At 54.9% G+C, this 19,047-nt stretch carries 19 protein-coding genes; 10 read left to right on the plus strand and 9 right to left on the minus strand.

All coding sequences use genetic code 11. The annotated features are described in order from the left end of the window. Positions 1 to 127 precede the first annotated feature (127 nt). Together uvrD and hexR are read right to left on the minus strand one after the other, a co-directional pair. Positions 128 to 2,326: a DNA helicase II gene (gene uvrD, locus CZ787_RS14160; protein WP_087110323.1), complete on the minus strand. Its 2,199-nt coding sequence runs from the start codon at positions 2,324 to 2,326 to the stop codon at positions 128 to 130. An 86-nt stretch (positions 2,327 to 2,412) separates the two neighbouring features. Further along, positions 2,413 to 3,267 (minus strand): transcriptional regulator HexR, encoded by an 855-nt coding sequence (gene hexR, locus CZ787_RS14165; RefSeq protein ID WP_087111253.1) that lies wholly within the window; start codon positions 3,265 to 3,267, stop codon positions 2,413 to 2,415. A gap of 272 nt (positions 3,268 to 3,539) precedes the next feature. On the opposite strand from hexR, the gene CZ787_RS14170 reads away from it, so the two are divergent. Further along, on the plus strand, positions 3,540 to 3,758 hold the full coding sequence (locus CZ787_RS14170; protein WP_087110325.1) for a PA3496 family putative envelope integrity protein: 219 nt from the start codon (positions 3,540 to 3,542) through the stop codon (positions 3,756 to 3,758). A gap of 71 nt (positions 3,759 to 3,829) precedes the next feature. On the opposite strand, the gene CZ787_RS14175 is transcribed toward CZ787_RS14170, so the two are convergent. Next, positions 3,830 to 5,173, minus strand: a complete 1,344-nt coding sequence (locus CZ787_RS14175) for a sodium-dependent transporter (RefSeq protein WP_087110327.1) — start codon at positions 5,171 to 5,173, stop codon at positions 3,830 to 3,832. A 150-nt stretch (positions 5,174 to 5,323) separates the two neighbouring features. Beyond that, entirely contained in the window at positions 5,324 to 6,178 is an 855-nt protein-coding gene (locus CZ787_RS14180; protein ID WP_087110329.1) for a DUF72 domain-containing protein, read from the minus strand. A 122-nt stretch (positions 6,179 to 6,300) separates the two neighbouring features. On the opposite strand from CZ787_RS14180, the gene aroQ reads away from it, so the two are divergent. After that, the gene (gene aroQ, locus CZ787_RS14185) at positions 6,301 to 6,750 is read left to right on the plus strand and encodes a type II 3-dehydroquinate dehydratase (protein ID WP_087110331.1); all 450 of its coding nucleotides are present in this window, start codon (positions 6,301 to 6,303) and stop codon (positions 6,748 to 6,750) included. Between the two features lie 44 nt (positions 6,751 to 6,794). Here the strand turns inward: aroQ and CZ787_RS14190 are convergent, their stop codons facing one another. Beyond that, positions 6,795 to 7,574 (minus strand): IclR family transcriptional regulator domain-containing protein, encoded by a 780-nt coding sequence (locus CZ787_RS14190; protein ID WP_087110333.1) that lies wholly within the window; start codon positions 7,572 to 7,574, stop codon positions 6,795 to 6,797. Positions 7,575 to 7,835: 261 nt separating this feature from the next. Here CZ787_RS14190 and CZ787_RS14195 point away from each other — a divergent pair, with 261 nt between their 5' ends. From CZ787_RS14195 to CZ787_RS14210, 4 genes are all read left to right on the plus strand, one after another. Continuing rightward, positions 7,836 to 8,822 (plus strand): Bug family tripartite tricarboxylate transporter substrate binding protein, encoded by a 987-nt coding sequence (locus CZ787_RS14195; RefSeq protein ID WP_087110335.1) that lies wholly within the window; start codon positions 7,836 to 7,838, stop codon positions 8,820 to 8,822. 84 nt (positions 8,823 to 8,906) lie between these two features. Beyond that, positions 8,907 to 9,407 (plus strand): tripartite tricarboxylate transporter TctB family protein, encoded by a 501-nt coding sequence (locus tag CZ787_RS14200; protein WP_087110337.1) that lies wholly within the window; start codon positions 8,907 to 8,909, stop codon positions 9,405 to 9,407. 33 nt (positions 9,408 to 9,440) lie between these two features. Further along, positions 9,441 to 10,934, plus strand: coding sequence for a tripartite tricarboxylate transporter permease (locus CZ787_RS14205; protein WP_087110339.1), 1,494 nt, complete (start codon positions 9,441 to 9,443; stop codon positions 10,932 to 10,934). 85 nt (positions 10,935 to 11,019) lie between these two features. Next, on the plus strand, positions 11,020 to 12,237 hold the full coding sequence (locus CZ787_RS14210) for a CaiB/BaiF CoA transferase family protein (protein WP_087110341.1): 1,218 nt from the start codon (positions 11,020 to 11,022) through the stop codon (positions 12,235 to 12,237). A 4-nt stretch (positions 12,238 to 12,241) separates the two neighbouring features. On the opposite strand, the gene CZ787_RS14215 is transcribed toward CZ787_RS14210, so the two are convergent. Genes CZ787_RS14215 through CZ787_RS14230 form a run of 4 tightly spaced genes read right to left on the minus strand, consistent with a single transcriptional unit; the run spans position 12,242 to position 14,981 of the window. Next, positions 12,242 to 12,955, minus strand: a complete 714-nt coding sequence (locus CZ787_RS14215; RefSeq protein ID WP_087110343.1) for an SDR family NAD(P)-dependent oxidoreductase — start codon at positions 12,953 to 12,955, stop codon at positions 12,242 to 12,244. A 44-nt stretch (positions 12,956 to 12,999) separates the two neighbouring features. Next, positions 13,000 to 13,290, minus strand: a complete 291-nt coding sequence (gene catC / locus CZ787_RS14220; RefSeq protein ID WP_087110345.1) for a muconolactone Delta-isomerase — start codon at positions 13,288 to 13,290, stop codon at positions 13,000 to 13,002. A 33-nt stretch (positions 13,291 to 13,323) separates the two neighbouring features. After that, entirely contained in the window at positions 13,324 to 13,611 is a 288-nt protein-coding gene (locus tag CZ787_RS14225) for a YciI family protein (RefSeq protein ID WP_254908638.1), read from the minus strand. A 35-nt stretch (positions 13,612 to 13,646) separates the two neighbouring features. After that, complete coding sequence (locus tag CZ787_RS14230; RefSeq protein WP_087110349.1) at positions 13,647 to 14,981, minus strand: short-chain fatty acid transporter; 1,335 nt, start codon at positions 14,979 to 14,981, stop codon at positions 13,647 to 13,649. A 229-nt stretch (positions 14,982 to 15,210) separates the two neighbouring features. On the opposite strand from CZ787_RS14230, the gene CZ787_RS14235 reads away from it, so the two are divergent. From CZ787_RS14235 to CZ787_RS14250, 4 genes are all read left to right on the plus strand, one after another. Beyond that, positions 15,211 to 16,128, plus strand: a complete 918-nt coding sequence (locus tag CZ787_RS14235) for a 3-hydroxyacyl-CoA dehydrogenase NAD-binding domain-containing protein (RefSeq protein ID WP_087110351.1) — start codon at positions 15,211 to 15,213, stop codon at positions 16,126 to 16,128. Positions 16,129 to 16,131: 3 nt separating this feature from the next. After that, positions 16,132 to 17,169, plus strand: coding sequence for a cyclase family protein (locus CZ787_RS14240; protein WP_087110353.1), 1,038 nt, complete (start codon positions 16,132 to 16,134; stop codon positions 17,167 to 17,169). Positions 17,170 to 17,432: 263 nt separating this feature from the next. Further along, entirely contained in the window at positions 17,433 to 18,266 is an 834-nt protein-coding gene (locus CZ787_RS14245) for a CoA transferase subunit A (protein ID WP_087110355.1), read from the plus strand. A gap of 5 nt (positions 18,267 to 18,271) precedes the next feature. Beyond that, a complete protein-coding gene (locus CZ787_RS14250) occupies positions 18,272 to 19,039 on the plus strand; it encodes a CoA-transferase subunit beta (protein WP_303393869.1) in 768 nt (255 codons plus the stop codon). The last annotated feature ends 8 nt before the right edge of the window (positions 19,040 to 19,047 follow it).

The following is a 19,047-nucleotide window of genomic DNA, read 5'->3' on the forward strand; positions in this document are numbered from 1 at the left end:
GCGGCTATAACTCCGAATAAATACGATTATTATTGCGTTACGCGTGAGCGTACGTGTCCACTCGCCAGTATGCGCTACCCCGGTTTTATTGGGCAACCTGTTAAGACACTTCCCCTTAACATAGGCGTTACAGTGGGATTAGCTTGGCAAATCCCAGCACTAGCCACTTAACGCCCTCGCCTTCAAAGCTCACTTGTACTCTGGCGCGTGCGCCTTCGCCTTCGGCATTAAGAATAATGCCTTCACCAAAGACGGCGTGGCCAACGCGTTGGCCCACATGCAGGGCAGGTAAATCGCCATCGCTTTCAACACGCTGCTGCGCAAAGCTTGTGCGGGCGGCGGTCACTGGGCGTGAGATATGGCCGCGCAGGCGAACCTCTTCAAGCAGGTGTGGCGGTAATTCACGCAAGAAGCGCGAGGGGCGAGGAAACACCTCTTTGCCGTGTAAGCGGCGAGTTTCTGCGTGGGTCAGGTAGAGTTTCTGCATGGCGCGGGTAACGCCCACGTAGCAGAGCCTGCGCTCTTCTTCCAAACGCCCCGGCTCTTCGAGCGACATTTTATGCGGGAACAGGCCCTCTTCCACACCGGCAATAAACACCACCGGGAACTCCAGACCTTTGGCAGAGTGAAGTGTCATCAGTTGTACGCTATCTTCAAACTCTTCAGCTTCATGGTCGCCCGCGTTAAGCGCCGCCTCGGAAAGAAATGCCTCCAGAGCAGCCATGCCTTCACCCGCCTCGGGTGCTTCAAACGCATCACTTTGGGTAAAGGCTCGGGCAGCGGTGACCAGTTCTTCGAGGTTTTCGACCCGCGCCTGGCCTTTCTCACCGCGCTCACTTTTATGGTGCTCAATCAGGCCCGTGTGCTCGGTGACGTGGTCGATAATTTCGTAAAGGGTTAAGCCTGACGCGTCGTTATCTAACTGCTCTATCAGGTTGGCAAACGTCTGTACCGCATTGGCCGCACGGCCCTTTAACGTACCGTCCTGAAGGGCATCATGCAGCGCCTGCCAAAGTGAAATACTCTGTTCGCGCGCGCGCAGGCGCAGAATTTCCACGGTACGCGTGCCAATGCCGCGGGTCGGCACGTTGATCACACGCTCAAGCGAGGCATCGTCATCGCGGTTAAGCAGTAAACGTAAATAGGCGAGGGCGTTCTTGATTTCCAAGCGCTCGTAGAAGCGGTGACCACCGTAAATACGGTAAGGCATGCCTTGACGAATCAGCGTCTCTTCCAGCAGCCGCGACTGAGCATTGGAGCGGTAGAGAATCGCAATATCACGACGGTTAAAGCCTTCATCGACCTTCTCTCTGATAGTGTCGACGATATAGCGCGCCTCTTCCAGGTCGTTAAACCCGGCATAGACGGAAATAGGCTCGCCCTCGATACCATCGGTCCACAGGTTCTTGCCCAGCCGGTCACTGTTATGACTGATCAACGCATTGGCAGCATCCAGAATGGCACTGGTTGAACGGTAGTTCTGCTCAAGACGCACCGTTTGCGTTTGCGGGAACTCCTCCTCAAACCGGCGAATATTCTCGACCTTGGCGCCGCGCCAGCCATAAATGGATTGGTCGTCATCGCCCACTGCGGTCATGGGAGTTTGCATGCCGGTCAGCAGCTTTAGCCAGGCATACTGCAAGGTGTTGGTGTCCTGAAACTCATCCACCAATACGTGCCCAAAGCGCTCGCGGTAATGATTTAAAAGCGCCGGATTATCCCGCAGAAGTTCCAGACTTCTAAGCAGCAGCTCGCCGAAATCCACCAGCCCGCCGCGTTCACAGGTCAATTGATAGCGCTCGTAAAGCTCTACCATTTGCGCCATGTAGGCATCTCCGTCAACGTTCACCTGGTGCGGGCGCAAGCCCTCTTCCTTGCAACTTGAAATGAACCCCTGGACCTGACGCGGCGGAAAGCGCTCATCGTCAATGGCGTAATCCTTGAGCAGCCGTTTCACCAGTCGGAGCTGGTCATCGGAGTCAATAATCTGGAAGTTTTGCGGCAGTCGAGCGTCCTGCCAGTGGGTGCGCAGCAGGCGGTGAGCAATGGAGTGGAACGTGCCTACCCAAACATGGCGTAAGGAGATTCCTTGCAGGGCTTCAAGACGCGTGCGCATCTCGCGGGCAGCCTTGTTGGTAAAGGTAACTGCCAGTAGTGCATAGGGCGACAGGCCCTCTGCCTGCATCAGCCAGGCAATCCGGTGAACCAGTACCCGGGTTTTACCGGAGCCTGCACCGGCCAGCACGAGAAGATTACCCTGAGGAGCGCTGACTGCCTCACGCTGGGCTGTGTTGAGCTGATCGAGTATCGCCGTGACGTCGTCCATAAAAGCCGCTGCCGGATCGAAAAGGGGCGGGTAGTTTAGCACAGCAGGTGAACTGGCTGTGCATACAGGCGTTAGCGTACGACGATTTAGTTGTCTTCAGGGTAGCGCAGAGTATTCAGGCTTTTCTTCACCGATTTAAGCTGCTCAGCCAGCTTGGGGCCGCGGGTTTTGGCAACGCCCACGGCGAGCACATCAATTAACACCAGGTGGGCAATACGAGAGCTGAGCGGCGTGTAGATCTCGGTATCTTCGTGAACATCAATATACAGTGGCAGGCTGACCTCTTCTGCCAAGGGGGAACCGCTGGGGCACAGGCCAATCACCGTAGCGCCCGCTTCACGGGCCAAGCGTACGCTGGCGACCAATGCTTTGGTCCGGCCCGTTTGAGAAATAGCCACCACCACATCGCCCTCTTTAAGGGTCACCGCCGACATGTTCTGCATGTGCGGGTCAGCATAGGCCGATGTAGATATCTGTAAACGGAAAAATTTGTGCTGTGCATCAAACGCGACAGCGCCAGAGGCGCCAAAGCCGTAAAACTCAACCCGATTGGCCATCGCCAGCGCATTAACCGCTTGGCCCAGCGCGTCGTTATCGAGCCGGTCACGTACCGAAAGCAGGGTGCCGACCGTGGAGTCAAAAATACTGTGTGAGAACTCAGCAACGGAGTCACTGTCGTTCATTGAGAACTGCGCGAATTGGCTGCCAGACGCCAGCATTTGCGCTAACTGCAGTTTAAAATCCTGAAAGCCATTACAGCCCAAGGCGCGACAGAAGCGCACCACGGTAGGCTCGCTAACGTTGGCTTCGGTGGCGAGGTCAACGATCCGCATGTGGATAACCTCGTCAGGATTACGCAGTACAAAGCGTGCCACTTTTTGTTCGGAGCGGCGAAAGTGCTCCATGCGGCGTCTCATCTCATCGAACAGGGCGCGACTCACGTTCAGCTCCTCGATTATCCAGTGCGCGCGTTTTGCACTGCGCGCTTTGCTGTATTTGTCAGCATTTGCCACAGTATGCCTGAGTGATGGCATAAAAGGGCAGCGAAACGATGTTTAGGCGTGCGTTTAAAAGGCGTTAACGCATTTCGCCAAGTTTCGTCATCATACTGTCAAGTAAGGTATAGTAAGAAGTGAAGTGTCGCACTGCATCATTCAACAGTCGCCACAGATGCAGGTGGACGAAGGCATATTCACCTGGAGGCACGTCGATCATGAAAAACGTCGAACGAATTACCTCGGTCAAAAGCGAGTTGCTGGATATTTTTATGGGCATGGAAGTGGATGAGCATGCTCAGCGCCAGCGTAGCGCCGCACAACGCAATTTACGAGCTCGCCGAGGAATTGAGTTGCATCGGGAGTTTCAGAAGCTATACCGGGATATCGCCCCCCTGCCAGACGATGATGAACGGCAAGAGAGCGAGTTGCACTAACGGCATGTAGCTCGGTGTTTAAGCAGTACCCATATAGTACTGCCCTGCCAAGCGGCAGGGCGTAGGTATCGCTAGATCAAGCCGGTCAGGAATACGATAATCACACCGAGTGGCGCCACGTACTTGGCGAGTAGATTCCACAAGGTGAAATCGTAGATATCTAACCGTAGCTCCTTGCGCGCTTCTTCTTTGTCCAAACATAGCGAGAAGAAGATAATCGCGCCCAGACCCGTCAGCGGCAGCAAAATCTTGCTGGTGAAGGTGTCGAGGAAGTCAAAAATATTGAGGCCGAATAACAGCACGTTGGACCACACATTAAATGACAGCAGCGCCGCCACACCGAGTACCCACACCGCAATACCGCTCGCCAGTGTCGATCCTATCCGGCTCAAGGACGTGCGCTCTTCGAGTGTCTCAACGACCGGCTCCAGCAGCGAGATAGCCGACGTAAGCGCTGCAAACGTCAGCAGCAGGAAGAACATCAAACCGAGAATGGTGCCGCCCGCCATGTTGCCAAAGGCCAGAGGCAGCGTTACGAAGATGAGTCCCGGACCTTCGCCTGCGCTCAGCCCGTTGGCGAACACAATGGGGAAGATCGCAAGACCTGCAAGCAGGGCAATGACCGTATCCAGGATAATAACGGTACGCGCTGTGCTAATCAGGTTGACGTCTTCGCCCAGATAAGAGCCATACGCCATCATGATGCCCATACCCAATGATAGGGTGAAGAAGGCTTGGCCCATCGCCGCCAGTACGACACCACCGTCCAGTGCACCCCAGTCAGGGCTGAACATGAACGCAAGTGCTTCACCGAAGGAGCCGCTTGTTACGCCATAGCCGACCAGAATCAAAAGAAGCACGATCAGCGCTGGCATCAGAAGTCGTGAAGCGGCTTCAAGCCCCTTGGTCACACCACGTGCCACGATACCAACGACCAACACCATGAACGCGGTATGCCAAAGCAGAAGCGTTGTAGGCCTGCCCAGCAGATCGCCAAAAATAGCCCCGACGGCATCGGCATCCTGGCCGTTAAACGTCCCGATCACCGACCCCAGCGTGTAATTGAGCGACCAGCCACCGATAACACTATAAAAAGATAGAATTAAAAAGGCCGCCAGAACGCCACTAATACCGATAGTTGCCCAAGCCTTGGAGCGCCCGTGGCGCGTGGCAAGGTCGGCCATGGTGTTAATCGGATTTTTCTGGCCCCGGCGACCAATCATCCATTCCGCTACCAGAATGGGCAGGCCAACCAGCGTTACGCATGCAAGATAGACCAGAACAAAAGCAGCGCCGCCGCTTTCACCCGCCATATATGAGAAGCGCCAGATATTCCCTAAGCCTACCGCTGAACCGGCAGCTGCAAGCACAAAGCCCATACGCGATGACCATTGTGCATGTGCAAGTTTTGCCATACATCACCTACTGTTAGTTGAATTGTAATAAACCGCTATGCGCCCATTTACGCATATTCAAAAAGAGCAGATCGCTCTGCGCTTTTCAAAAGTATGCGCAATTTATCCGATCAAGAGACCTCGTGCCAGTTAGGTTAAATTAATATTAGCTTAAAACAACAGGTTTTGTGCCTCACCGGGGAAGGCACTAAGCGGGGGTAGGTCGGCAAGTTCGCCAAGCGCATTGTATAGCTGACGTGCCATCTCGGGAGACTCGCGATTATCAGCAGTATGCACAAATAAGAAAGGGGTTTTCCCCTGACTTATCCACAGGTTCAGGCGAGCTTTCCAAGGGGTGAAGTAGTGCGTATTAATCGTTTTGTCAATATGGCCAATAAAGCGAACGACCGGAAAATTACCTGTGGAAAGCACGTGTAACGGGAGTTTCGGCTTTTCCTGCTGAGCGTGCGCAAGGCCCGCGTGGCCCTCAGCAGGGGTTGAAAACACCGGACGTACATCCAGCATTACACGGTTGGCACAATAAGTTATCAACAATTGGTTAAGTGCTTTTTCAGCCGCGCCTTTGTGGAAAAAAACAGGATGACGAACTTCAACCGCGCATGGTAAGTGAGCGGGCCAGGCAGCCAGTAAGGCCTCTAGCTTTGGTAGCTCATCCGCCCCGAAATCTCGCGGTAGCTGAACCATGGTAGGGCCAAGACGATCATGCAGTGGCTCAAGTGCGGCTAAAAAGGACCAGACATCATCCAACTGGGTAAGCCGCTGGTCATGGGTGATACTGGCAGGTAATTTAAAACAGAAGCGAAAGTGAGCAGGTGCCTGGCGAGCCCAGGCGGCAACGGTCTCGGCCTTGGGCGCGCCGCTATAAAAGGTCGTATTGCCTTCCACGCTTGAGAATACGCTGGCATAGTCAGCCAGCAGATCGGTTTTGGCATGGCGGGCATATAGGCTGCCCTGCCAATCCTGGTTTGCCCACATGGGTAGGCCTAGGTAGAGGGGGAGGATCATGGGGCAACGAGCCTGCTGCATTTATAAAGCGTACTAATGTAGCATGAAGAGATACTTTAGCACCGACGAATAAGGGTCAACAGACCTGAACAATAGACTTGAACAACAGACAAGGAAATCGCATGCCGACTACGCCACGTGTCCTGGTGCTTCATGGCCCTAATCTTAATTTGCTGGGTGCTCGGCAGCCGGAAATCTATGGCGCTGCAACACTTGACGACGTGAACAGCCTGTTACTTGAAAAGGCGGTCTCCGCAGGGTGGGAAATTGATTGCCTGCAGAGCAATCATGAAGGCGTGCTGATTGATGCCATTCATGCGGCAAGGCTGGATGGAACCCTGGCGATCATTATCAATCCAGCCGCTTATACGCATACCTCGGTAGCCATTCTGGATGCGCTCAACGCTTTCGATGGGCGAGTCATTGAAGTACATATTTCCAATGTGCATAAGCGCGAGAGTTTCCGGCATCACTCCTATATTTCGCTGCGCGCGGACGGTGTGATTGCCGGGCTAGGCATACAGGGATACTTGGCTGCACTAGAGGCTATCATCAGGACTGATAAGAAGTAGATGGTGGTTTAGCTTTCAAGGCATGAAAGGTGTTTTCTCTGGGGCTAATTGATGTTCAGTCTGATTTGAGCGGCCTTTTTCTGCATGATCGGTAAGTAACTACCCAATAGTGTATCCAGATCCACCCTGGCAGCGTTCGTGCTGACATTGATGGCGCCGATCAGGTGGCCCTTGGCATCAAAGGCGGGCACGGCCAAGGAGCGTAATCCAGGATCCAGTTCCTGATCAGCGATGGCATACCCCTGCTGTCGTGCGGTAATGATTTGATGCCTCAACTTAGCTATATCGGTGATGGTCTTTTCCGTATATTTTTCCAGCTTGAGATTGGCCAAGTAATTATCCAGTTCAGCGCTATCGAGCTGGGCGAGCAATACGCGTCCCAAGGACGTGTGGGCGGCAGGTAGTCGGGTGCCCACAGATAGCGTAATGGCCAGCAAGCGATGTTTGGCAGCTGATCGAGCAACGTAGATAACGTCTTCGCCATCCAATACGCCCAACGAGGAGGACTCGCCAATTTCCAGCGTGATGTCTTCCAGATACTGCTGGATGACGCCTCGGTAGTTGTTGGCCGACAAAAAGGCATAGCCCAACTGAAGAACCCGTGGAGCGAGCTCAAAATAGCGCTGCTGTTTACGCACATAGCCCAAGGAGTGCAGCGTCAGCAGAAAGCGCCTCGCTTTTGCTCTATTCATGCCTGTGCGCGTGGCCACTTCGCTGAGCGTCATCCGTGGGTGCTCATAGTCGAATGCGCGTATTACTTCCAATCCGCTGGCAAGTGCTGTCACAAAGTCCCGGCTTTCAGGGTCGAGAATGTCTTCAAGCATGGTTTCCCTACTTACGTGTATCGATTTTACTAATCAAATAAGAGCGGTACGCGATTCTATCGGATAGTAGTTCGTTATGCGAACATGAGGCTTTGATTTTTGTCACTCCTTTTTATTTCTGATAAATAGATAGGTACGACGAGGAAATGCTACTAAAGTTGTGTTTTGTAGAGACGCTATAACGCAGTAGTCTGTGTGTGTAATGCGAATACATGTACGTATAGCGAACAAATAGCCAGCTACGCACAGGAAGTTAATACAATGAAAAAACTCATCAGCACCACTTGTATAGCTGCCTGCGGCAGCGCCTTACTAATTTCTGCTTCCATTTCAACTGCCAACGCTGCCGGTTGGCCCACCGGTGACGTCCGCTTGGTAGTGCCCTACGCGCCGGGTGGCACCACTGACGTGCTTTCACGCCGCGTGGCCGACTTGCTTAAAGATGCGCTGGATACCAATGTCATTGTTGAGAACCGCCCAGGTGCAGGCTCGACAGTGGGTACTGGTCGTCTAGCACGCGGTGGTCGCGATGCGGATCATACGCTTTTAATGGCATCGCCGGGCCATACGATCGGTGCTGCCATTTACCCTGATCTTGCTTACGATCCTGTCGAAGATTTCGTTTTCATTCAAAATGTCATTGATATACCCAACGTGATGGTGGTGCCTGCCAGCAGTCCTTACAACACGGTTGTTGAGTTTATAGAAGCTGCGCAGGATCAGAACATGGCCTTCAGCCATAGCGGCGTGGGTAGCTCCATTCATATGTCGGGCGAGCTGTTCAAGACACTGACCGGTTCCGACATGACTGCCGTGCCTTTCGCGGGAAGTGGTGCAGCCCTGCCTGCCCTGCTGGGTGGCGATGTAGACGTCTCCTTTGAAAATATGCCAACCGTCTATTCGCATATCAGATCCGGCGACTTGCGCGCTCTTGCCGTCACGTCTGCAGAACGCTCGCCTTACCTGCCTGACGTGCCCACACTCTCCGAAATCGGTGAGTACAATCTTGACCAGTTTGTTACCACGGCCTGGTTCGGCCTCATCGCGCACAACTCGTTCCCCGAAGAGGGTTTTGAGGCCATGCAGGCAGCACTGGACGAAGTGATGGAGCGTGAAGAGTTCCTGGATTTTGCCGAGCAGCTAGGCGCTCAGCCGGGCCAGATAGAAGGCGAAGCGTTCAAGCAGTTCGTGATCGATGATCTGGAACGCTGGCAGGAAGTGGCCGAGCAGGCCGGCATCAGTCAGTAAACAGCACTAAAAAAATGAAGGCGGAGGTTGTCATGACCTTCGCCTTCACTGCTTTCGTGAGCTTGTCCCTTTGGAGAGGCTGTTATGTCATTCTCTGATTACAGTGCCGTGAACAGAATTAAAGATACCCTGGATTTTATGACCGGCATTATATTGCTGGTGGTTTCGTTAGTGCTGGCGCTATATCTCGTTCCCAACTATATCGGTGAGCCGCCTATACTGCAGAACCCCATGATGTCACCGCGTTGGCTACCCAATATCGTTAGTTGGCTGATGCTGGCTTTTTCAGTGTTACTGATTCTTCAAGGGTTGCTGGTGGCCAATAAAAGTGAAAACGATGAACGAAAATTCATTAAAGGCTCCTTTCGTCGTTTTGTCATCATGGTGATTGCCCTTCTGGTTTACGTACTGTTTTTCGAAACATTAGGCGCCATCTTGACCGGCATCTTGGCAACCGTACTTCTCTTTTTGGCACACCCTGTCAGAACCTGGTGGGTCTATGGGTTTGCTGTGGCTTTTCCTGTGGGCGTGACGTTGCTGTTTGTCAATGTGATGAATGTTCCACTTCCGCTAATGCCTTATTAACAACTTCTTGGCGGCGCGCAGCCTGGGTGATATATGGAAAACCTTACCGAAGTACTGCAACTTTTCTTAAGTATCGATAACTTTATAGCCATTGCGCTTGGCGTGGTCATTGGCGTTACCGTAGGATCTATCCCGGGCTTGACGGCCACCATGGCCGTCGCATTAGCCTTGCCCTTTACCTTCTCGATGCAGCCTGTCGCTGCGGTTCTGTTGCTCGTGGGTATCTATAAAGGGGGCATGTATGGCGGCTCAATTACCGCTATCCTGATTCGTACGCCAGGCTCTCCCGCGTCTGCCTGTACGTTGCTAGACGGCTATCCTATGGCGCAGCAGGGCAATGCCAAGAAGGCGCTTAAAACTGCACTGTTCTCTTCGGTCATCGCGGACTTCATTTCCAACATCGCTCTGATATTTTTTGCTGCTTATCTCGCCAAGATAGCGCTCAACTTTGGCGCGCCTGAGTTCTTCTGGCTGATCTGCTTTTCTCTTACCATCATCATTTCCTTGGCAAGTGGTTCAATGGTGAAGGGTCTTCTGGCGGCATTGATGGGGATACTGCTGTCATTGGTAGGGCTTGACTCGGTCTTCGGATCGCAGCGCCTTACCTTTGGTAACTACAACCTGATGGATTCGATCTCCTTTATTCCGCTGCTGATCGGCCTGTTTGCCATACCCGAGATTATTGAGTTCTATAGAAAGAAAGCACTACCTCACATTAAGGCAAAAGCCAGCGGAGTTGGCATGACCCTAGCCGAGCTCAAGCGCTGCATGAAAAGTATCGTTCGCGGCAGCCTGATCGGCGTGGTTATTGGCGCCATTCCAGGTACGGGAGCAACGGCCGCGGCATTTATCTCCTATAGCGATGCCCGCCGCCGCTCTCCCAACAAGGAGAATTTCGGCAAAGGGGAAGTCGAGGGTGTCGCGGCTGCCGAGGCGGGCAACAACGGGGTAGCCGGCGCGACGCTGATACCGCTGCTCTCGCTGGGTATTCCGGGTGATGTCATCACGGCCATCATTTTGGGGGCGTTCATGGTGCACGGGCTAACGCCTGGCCCCATCATGTTCCAGGAGAACCTGTCGCTGATCTATGCGCTGTTTCTCGGGATCATGTTCAGCTCATTGATATTGCTGGTGGTCGGCAACGCGGCGATCAAGTATTTCTCGCTGATTGCGGATATTCCCAAGTCGATCCTTTTCCCTATCGTCTTGATGTTCTGCATTTACGGCGCCTATGCGGTCAATAACGCCACGTTCGATATCTGGCTGATGCTGGCCTTTGGCGTGGTGGGCTATCTGTTCAATCGGACGGGCATTCCCGCCGCACCGTTTCTGATCGGTTTTATCCTTGGCCCCATGTTTGAAGACAATCTCAGGCGCTCTCTGCTGATCAGCAACGGCGATCTATCGATTTTTGTCCGTGGCCCGATCACCTGGTTCTTTATCGCGATCACGTTTGGTTCCATTGCCTTTGCCATATTTCGCTTTTTCAAGGATCGAAAACTAAAACCGAGCCAGCCAGTTAATTAATAACACTGAGGTTCTTATCAAAGCTTGCCCTTATCAAGCTGGATGAGCTGCGCTGTTGTGGACCAATAATAAACAGGAGAGTTTTATGCCAGGGCCGTTAACAGGGTTGCGCGTACTCGATTTGAGCAGGGTAATGGCAGGCCCTTGGTGTACGCAGATACTCGCGGACATGGGCGCGGAGGTCATCAAGATAGAGCGTCCGGGCCTTGGCGATGACACGCGCCACTGGGGGCCGCCGTGGTGGCAAGGGGAGGGCGAGCAGGCGCCTCAATCGGCTTACTATCTTTCAGCCAACCGTGGAAAGCACTCGGTAACTGTTGATATCGCCCACCCCGAAGGCCAAGCGTTGCTTCATGAGCTGACGGTCCAGTGTGATATCGTCGTGGAGAACTTCAAGACCGGTGGGCTCGCCGATAAGCGGCTTGACTATGCAAGCCTCTCGGCGATCAATCCCGGGGTTATCTACTGCTCCGTTACGGGGTTTGGCCAGACTGGGCCCATGGCCAGGATGGCGGGCTACGACTACCTGATTCAGGCCCAGGCAGGGCTGATGAGTATCACCGGTGTGCCGGATGGCCTGCCCGGCGCCGGGCCGCAGCGGGTGGGCATGGCCGTGGCGGATTTGACCACGGGCATGAACGCCGTGGTGGCCATTTTGGGGGCCCTGCACCACCGCCATCAGACCGGCGAGGGGCAGCATATCGATATGGCCCTGCTGGATGTACAGGTAAGCTGGCTTGCCAATCAGGCACTCAACTACTTCTGCAGCGGCACGTCCCCTAAGCGTACCGGTGAATATCACCCCAATCTTGTGCCCTACCAGCCTTTTCCAACGGCAGATGGCAAGGTCATTATCGCTATCGGCAACGACGGTCAGTTCCAGCGTTTCTGTGAGGCGGTGGGCATCGCTCATGTAGCGGATGATCCGCGGTTTGTCACCAATCCTCTGCGCGTCAAGCACCGCGAAACGCTGGTTGCGTTGATCAGTGACGTGACACGTGGCTTTGAAAGCACCGCTCTCACCATAATGCTGCAATCCATCAGCGTTCCTTGCGGCCCCATTCAGGACATCGCCCAGGTATTCGAGGATGAGCAGGTAAAGGCACGCGGTATGAAGATCGATGTTCCTGGCAAGGCGGGCAGCGTGCCCGGCGTTGCCAACCCCATCAAGTACTCCAAAACGGCCTTGAGCTACCCTAAGGCGCCGCCGGCGCTGGGTGAAGATACCCAAGACGTACTGACCCGGCTGCTGGGTAAAAGCGACGAGGCGGTTCACCGCTTGCAGGAAAAGGGTGTGGTCTAGCGGCTCAGCCGACGGTGACGCCACCGCAGACGAACAGGGTCTGGCCAGTGATGAACCCGCTGCGCTGATCGCAGAAGAAGCTGACCGCGTGAGCGACCTCTTCAGGCTGGCCCATGCGCCCTATCGGCACGTTATCGATGATGCGCCGCGCGCGCTCGGAGTCCGGCGGATTGTTCTCCCAGAACGCAGTGGTGGCAATCGGGCCGGGAGCGACGCAGTTGACAGTAATGCCATCTTGGGCAAGCTCCAGCGCCCAGGTGCGCGCCATGGCCTGCACGGCCCCCTTGGTAGCGCTATACAGCGTTCTTGCCTCTTTGCCTAATACAACGCGGCTGGCGTTGAAGACAATACGCCCGTGGCCGCTTTCGCGCAGCTTGGGCAGCAGCGCCTTGGTGCACACCAGCGCTGCACGCACGTTCAGGTGCATCAGCGTATCGAAACCATCAATATCGGTGTCATCAAGCAGCGCAGGCGCCACGATACCCACGTTATTGACCAGGCAGGCGACGGGCAGGCCCTCGGTGACTTTCAACAGCAACTGTTGGGTAGCGGCTACGTCCGAAAGATCGACTTGATAGGCGTGCTCCTTGAGTGATGGCGCTTCAGGTTCGACGATGTCGAGCACGAGGACGCGATAGCCATCTTGCTGCAGACGCAGGGCGATGGCTTGGCCTATATTGCGGGCGCCGCCGGTAACCACGGCGAAGGGTGTCGTCATGAGGTGCTCCTGTTGGATACGTAACGAGGCCGAGTCAGGAGCGCTCAACGATCGTCGTCACGAATGGAGGAGGGGTGGCGGCACAGCGGTCTCACCATGATATCCATGTAGGGAAAGAGCGGTAGCCTTGAAATGAGTTCGTGCAGTTCACTATTGTTCTCCACGTCAAAGATGCTGACGTTGGCGTAGCTGCCAGCGATGCGCCATAGGTGGCGCCACTTGCCTTGAGCCTGAAGGTCTTGAGCATACTGCCGCTCTCGGGCCTTGATCTCATCGGCCACGTTGGCGGGCATGTCATGGGGCAGATTAACTACCATCTCCACGTGAAATAGCATCGCGCTTTCTCCGTTTCGCTTGTTTAGAAGGTGTTATAAGTAGCCGACACCGTCCAGATACGCCTTGCGCCAGAGGCAGATGACGACGCGTTCGAACAGGTCCGCTTGGCTGAACGGGTCATCATCAATGAAGGCCTGCGCGGCGTCTCGCGTTTCGCAGTCGAGCAGGTAAAGTCCGCCGGAAGCGGTCGCCCCGTCGTCGGAAAGCTTTGCGCCGCAGGCCAGCAGATGTTCCTTGTGTGCGTCCAGGTAGGCCAAGTGGGCCTCGCGCATCTCAAGGCGCCGCTCGTGGTGGTCGGGTTTGTCGAAGGTTTCGATCATATAAGGCAAGGTTCGCTCCTGCTCTACGGTGGAATTTACGCGCCCAGGTAGCCCCAGAGCCACACGGCACCGGCAAAGATGACGCCCAGATACATTAGGATCAGTACCATGTAGCCCATCACGTCACGCAATTTCAGGCCTGAAATGGCGAGCACGGGGAGTATCCAGAAGGGTTGAACCATATTGGTCCACTGGTCGCCGATCTGCACGGCGAGCGCCGTCGCTGCGTGGGAGGCGCCAAGCTCAGTGGCCGCCTCGATCATGATCGGCCCCTGAACGGCCCACTGGCCACCTCCGGAAGGTGCCAGAATATTGATTACCCCGCCGCTGATGAACGACCAGATGGGTAGGGTCGCCGCACTCGAGATGTCCACGAACAGGTTGGCAAAGCTGACCATCAGCCCAGAGCCTACGAGGATGCCCATGATGCCGGCGTAGAAGGGGTACTGGATGATAATGCCCGATACGATACGCACGCCGTCGTTCAAGGCTGCAAGATACTGGACGGGCGATGCGAACAGCAGAATGCCGAGAAACACAAAGGTGAAGTTGACCGTGTTGAGATTCAGCGATCCGCCGCCAAGGCTGTAGAGTGCCACATAGAGCATGCCCAGCAGGCCAATGCCGATGCCGATGAAACGGCTATGATTGAGCCGTTCGGCTAGGGTGGCGCTCTGAGTGTCACTCAGCGTTGGTGCCGCTGGCTTATCTACGGTGGCGGGGTCGATCTCGACAATATCCTCGGGGCGCTTGGGATGAAGCCAGGCATTGAAAAGCGGCAGCGTGACGATAATGAGAACGCTGGTAATAAGCAGAACGGGAGAGAAAATCGTTTCGGAGAGTGGGATTAGCCCCATCTCATCCTGCAGGAAATGTCCCTCGGTCGCGATCAGTAGCGGCACGCTTCCGGAAAGGCCGATACCATAAAGCGCAAAGCCGGAATACGCCGCCGCGATCACCAACGGGTAATGCAGCCCCTTGACCTTTACGGCCAGTTTCTGCGCCACGATACCGCCGATCACCAGGCCAAACCCCCAGTTGAGCCAACTGCCGATACCACCAATCAGCGTGGCGACCACGATGGCGGCAAAAGGCGTTCTGACCCAACCCGCGATACGATCGAGAAGTCGGTCGACTAACGGAGTTTTGGCCAGAATGTAGCCAGCCAGAAGAATAACGGTCATCTGCATGCTGAATGCGAGCAGCCCCCAGAAACCGTCTCCCCAAAAGCGGGTGGCGGCGAATACCGATGTGCCTTCCACCAGCATGGCGAGCACGATGGTAACGGCCGTCAGCAGAATGGCGATGACCAGCGGATCAGGCATGTAGCGACTGACCAAGCGGGTAAAGAAATTGGCCATAGCCTGCATGGCGATTCTCCTGGAGTTGAAGTACTTTAAGTGTACGTATAGCGTACTAGTGTTCGCATGGTGGTGATGATTGAGCTTGTTGAGCGAGCTAACAATGCGACGTTAGTCGCAGCTTGCTTCACAGAGCGCTCGCCAGGGCTGGATACGAGCCGCTCGCCGGCGTACTCAGCACCCTGATGATATCGACTGGGCGATATTTTGAGATGGCATCAAAGGAGAGACAGAAAACATGACACAACCCATTGAGCGCGTCGTGATCGTGGGGGCTGGCACCATGGGCGTAACGCTTGCCAAGCTAATGTTGGCGCATCGGATACCGGTACGCATGATCGATAATCAGGCGGCTGCTCTTGAGGCATGCCGACGCGAAATCGAGCGGACGTTCTCAGACAACCACCCGACGGTCGGTGAGCTTGAAGTGCAGGCTCACTGGTCGCAGGAGGGCGAAGGCAGCATTGTTATCGAGAGCGTAACGGAAAACCTGGCTATCAAGCGTGCGGTGATCGCCGAAGCCGAAGCGAACTGTGCAGCTACCACACTGATCGTCACCAATACCTCCGGGCTTTCCATCGATGCGATTGGTCAGGGTATGCGTCATCCCGAGCGCTTGGCCGGTGCGCACTTCTTCAACCCGGCGGATCTGATCCCTGCCGTGGAAGTCATTCCTGGAGCGGCCACCACCCAAGCGACGATCCATCGGACCTGCGCCTTTCTGTCGCTTCTTGGCAAACGGCCCGCTGTCCTCAAACAGAGCGTTCCTGGCTTTGTTGCGAACCGCATTCAGCACGCCATCATGCGCGAATGCCTTTCTCTACTGGAGAAGGGTGTTGTTGATGTTGAGGCGTTGGACGAGATCGTCCAGTTCTCTATCGGGGTTCGGCTGGCGCTTAACGGACCGTTGCTACAGCGCGATCTCAACGGGCTTGATACGCACCTCAATATTGCCCGCTACCTGTACGAGGATCTCGAGGATACTCACACGCCTTCAAGGCTGCTTGAAGAGTACGTGGCGAAGGGGCGGCTAGGTGCCAAAGCCGGGCGAGGGTTCTACCCGTGGGATGAGGTTCACATCAAGCGTCAGGAGCTTGAGGCCCGCGGTAATCTGGAACACATCATTGCAATCGCGATGAATGACAAGAGGAGCTGACTGATGACGAATACCAAATCGAATATACGCTGGCAGCAACGGCCCGAGGGGGCCAACTGGGGCGACTTCGGACCTGATGATCAGTTGGGCAGGGTCAATCTACTCCGAGCCGAGCAGGTGCTGAAGGGAGCCCGTGAGGTCGTGACGGGAAACGTATTCAGCCTGTCGCTGCCGCTGGATCTGCCGGGGGGCAATGCACTCAATCCTCGTCGCTTCCCGCCGCGTCTTGCACCAACGAGCCTCGGTCAGGATGACTACCTCAACTTCCCGCTGGCCAATCTTCACCCAGGCCTCATCGACGTCATCAGTGATGATCAGGTGGTCTTGTCGCTCCAGTACTCTTCTCAGTGGGACTCTCTTGCCCACGTAGGCGCGCTTTTCGATGCAGATGGCGATGGCCACGCCGAACGGTGCTACTACAACGGTTATCGTGCAGAAACCGATATCCAGAGCCTGGACATGGGTGGTGCTGTGAGTCGCTCAAGTGCTCGACGTCTTGGGGTTGAAAACATGGCGGTCCACGGGATGCAGGGGCGCGGCGTGTTGGTGGACTTGGCCCGTGTATACGGCCACGGACGCATGCTTGTCGGCTATAAAGAATTTATGCATGCGCTAAAACAGCTGAATGTCACCATTGAGCAAGGTGATATGCTGGTATTGCGCACAGGTTTTGCTGAGGCACTTGTGCAAATGGATGGGTGTCCTGATACCGCAACACTGAAGCAAACCGGTGCCGTGCTGGACGGCACCGATACTTCACTGCTGCAATGGATAAGCGACAGCGGCATTACCGCCATCTGTGCTGATAACTATGCTGTAGAGAATGCAGACAAGGCGGCTATGCCGGAGGACTGCTGCAAGCTGCCGTTACATCACCATTGTCTTTTCAAGCTGGGGCTGCCCCTTGCAGAGCTTTGGTATCTCAAGCCTTTGGCCGATTGGTTGCATAGGCATCAACGCTCACGTTTCCTGCTGACAGCACCTCCCCTGCGATTACCCGGTGCTATCGGGTCACCGGTAACGCCCATTGCCACCGTTTAATAGACCACCTTTGAGAGTACTGCTTCTAATACTTTTGTCTTGCTATTATCACCTTCTTCCAGCATTTTAATGCCGGTGTTTTATATAAGAAATTGTTTTTATTGGTTTTTTAAAAGTTAGCAAAGAGGGGGAGGAGTGGCCTCCCTTTTTTAGTCGTTTGACGTAGCGTCAAGGTCTCTTTATTTTGTTCGTATTGCAAATCAATGTTCGTTTTGCGAACAATTTTTGCCGTGACGGCAACAAAATAGCTAAGAGGCAATCTAATGGCCGAGTTTCTCAGCTTACATGACGCGGTAGCGCGCTACGTTCAAGACAGCGCTACCGTGGCCATGGAAGGCTTTACCCATCTCATCCCGTTTGCTGCGGGTCACGAAGTGATCCGTCAGCAAAAGCGTGATCTGACGCTGATCCGCATGACTCCCGACATCATCTACGATCAGCTAATCGGCGCCGGTTGCGCCAAAAAGGTGATTTTCTCCTGGGGCGGTAACCCAGGCGTTGGCTCATTACACCGCCTGCGCGATGCGGTTGAGAAAGGCTGGCCGCACAAGGTTGAGATTCTTGAGCACAGTCACGCGGCCATGGCCTGCGCCTTTGAAGCGGGGGCTGCGGGTTTGCCGATGGCTGTTTTCCGCGGCTACATCGGCAGCGAACTGCCCAGCGTGAACGATCAGATCAAATTCATCGAGTGCCCGTTTACTGGTGAGCGCTTAGCCGCCGTGCCTTCGGTACGCCCGGATGTGTCCATCGTTCACGCTCAGCGTGCAGACCGCCAGGGCAACGTGCTGGTGGAAGGAATTGTCGGCGTACAAAAAGAAGCCATACTCGCTGCCAAACACAGCATCGTCACGGTCGAAGAGATCGTCGATGACTTGAAAGCGCATCCCAATGCCTGCGTGATTCCAGGCTGGGCGATCAGTGCCATTGCGGTGGCCGAGAAAGGCGCGCTGCCCTCTTATACTCACGGCTATTACGGTCGCAGTAACCGCTTTTATAAAGAGTGGGATGCCATTGCCCGAGACCGCGACACCTTTACTCAGTGGCTCGATGAGAACGTCTTTAAGGGTGTTCAAAATCATGCAGGGGAGAACGTCTGATGAGCCTGGAATATACCTCTTCTGAAATGATGACCGTCACGGCGGCACGCGCGCTGGAAAACGGCACCACCTGCTTTGTGGGAATCGGCCTGCCTTCTGAAGCTGCCAACCTGGCGCGCCTTACCCATGCGCCGGACGTGGTATTGATTTACGAATCCGGCACGCTGCAAACCAAGCCCGACATTCTGCCGCTCTCCATCGGCGACGGCGAACTGTGCGAATCAGCACTCACTACCGTGGCTGTACCGGAAATGTTCCGTTACTGGCTGCAGGGCGGCAAAGTGAATGTAGGCTTTTTGGGTACCGCACAAATTGACCGCTTTGCTAATCTCAATACCACGCTGATTGGTGATTACAAAGCACCTAAAGTACGCCTGCCGGGCGGCGGTGGAGCGCCGGAAATTGCCACCAACGCGGGTGAGGTATTTATTACCCTGAAGCACTCCAAGCGGGCGTTTGTAAAAGATGTCGATTTTGTTACCACGCTAGGCTTTGGCCGTGACGGCAAAGGGCGCGATAACGTGCCTAATATCGGTAAAGGCCCTACCCGGGTGATCACCGATTTATGCGTAATGAAGCCCGACCCCGACACCAAAGAGCTTGTCGTGGTATCGCTTCACCCCGGCGTTAATCGCGAGGACGTGATGGAGGCGACCGGCTGGGAAATACGTTTTGCCGACCAGCTTGAGAGCACTCCTGAGCCCAGTGAGAAAGAACTTGAGATCCTGCGCGAGCTGAAAGCCCGCACCGAACGCGCTCACACGGGCGAATAAGGAGTCGG

The sequence above is a fragment of the Halomonas citrativorans genome (assembly GCF_900163645.1).
In the GTDB taxonomy this organism is placed as follows: Bacteria; Pseudomonadota; Gammaproteobacteria; order Pseudomonadales; family Halomonadaceae; genus Vreelandella; species Vreelandella citrativorans.

Bases quoted from the DNA above. Each gene is read 5' to 3' on its own strand.
- uvrD (WP_087110323.1), bottom strand. From the start codon at position 2,326: ATGGACGACGTCACGGCGATACTCGATCAGCTCAACACAGCCCAGCGT.
- CZ787_RS14170 (WP_087110325.1), top strand. From the start codon at position 3,540: ATGAAAAACGTCGAACGAATTACCTCGGTCAAAAGCGAGTTGCTGGAT.
- CZ787_RS14175 (WP_087110327.1), bottom strand. From the start codon at position 5,173: ATGGCAAAACTTGCACATGCACAATGGTCATCGCGTATGGGCTTTGTG.
- CZ787_RS14180 (WP_087110329.1), bottom strand. From the start codon at position 6,178: ATGATCCTCCCCCTCTACCTAGGCCTACCCATGTGGGCAAACCAGGAT.
- aroQ (WP_087110331.1), top strand. From the start codon at position 6,301: ATGCCGACTACGCCACGTGTCCTGGTGCTTCATGGCCCTAATCTTAAT.
- CZ787_RS14190 (WP_087110333.1), bottom strand. From the start codon at position 7,574: ATGCTTGAAGACATTCTCGACCCTGAAAGCCGGGACTTTGTGACAGCA.
- CZ787_RS14195 (WP_087110335.1), top strand. From the start codon at position 7,836: ATGAAAAAACTCATCAGCACCACTTGTATAGCTGCCTGCGGCAGCGCC.
- CZ787_RS14200 (WP_087110337.1), top strand. From the start codon at position 8,907: ATGTCATTCTCTGATTACAGTGCCGTGAACAGAATTAAAGATACCCTG.
- CZ787_RS14205 (WP_087110339.1), top strand. From the start codon at position 9,441: ATGGAAAACCTTACCGAAGTACTGCAACTTTTCTTAAGTATCGATAAC.
- CZ787_RS14210 (WP_087110341.1), top strand. From the start codon at position 11,020: ATGCCAGGGCCGTTAACAGGGTTGCGCGTACTCGATTTGAGCAGGGTA.
- CZ787_RS14215 (WP_087110343.1), bottom strand. From the start codon at position 12,955: ATGACGACACCCTTCGCCGTGGTTACCGGCGGCGCCCGCAATATAGGC.
- catC (WP_087110345.1), bottom strand. From the start codon at position 13,290: ATGCTATTTCACGTGGAGATGGTAGTTAATCTGCCCCATGACATGCCC.
- CZ787_RS14225 (WP_254908638.1), bottom strand. From the start codon at position 13,611: ATGATCGAAACCTTCGACAAACCCGACCACCACGAGCGGCGCCTTGAG.
- CZ787_RS14230 (WP_087110349.1), bottom strand. From the start codon at position 14,981: ATGCAGGCTATGGCCAATTTCTTTACCCGCTTGGTCAGTCGCTACATG.
- CZ787_RS14235 (WP_087110351.1), top strand. From the start codon at position 15,211: ATGACACAACCCATTGAGCGCGTCGTGATCGTGGGGGCTGGCACCATG.
- CZ787_RS14240 (WP_087110353.1), top strand. From the start codon at position 16,132: ATGACGAATACCAAATCGAATATACGCTGGCAGCAACGGCCCGAGGGG.
- CZ787_RS14245 (WP_087110355.1), top strand. From the start codon at position 17,433: ATGGCCGAGTTTCTCAGCTTACATGACGCGGTAGCGCGCTACGTTCAA.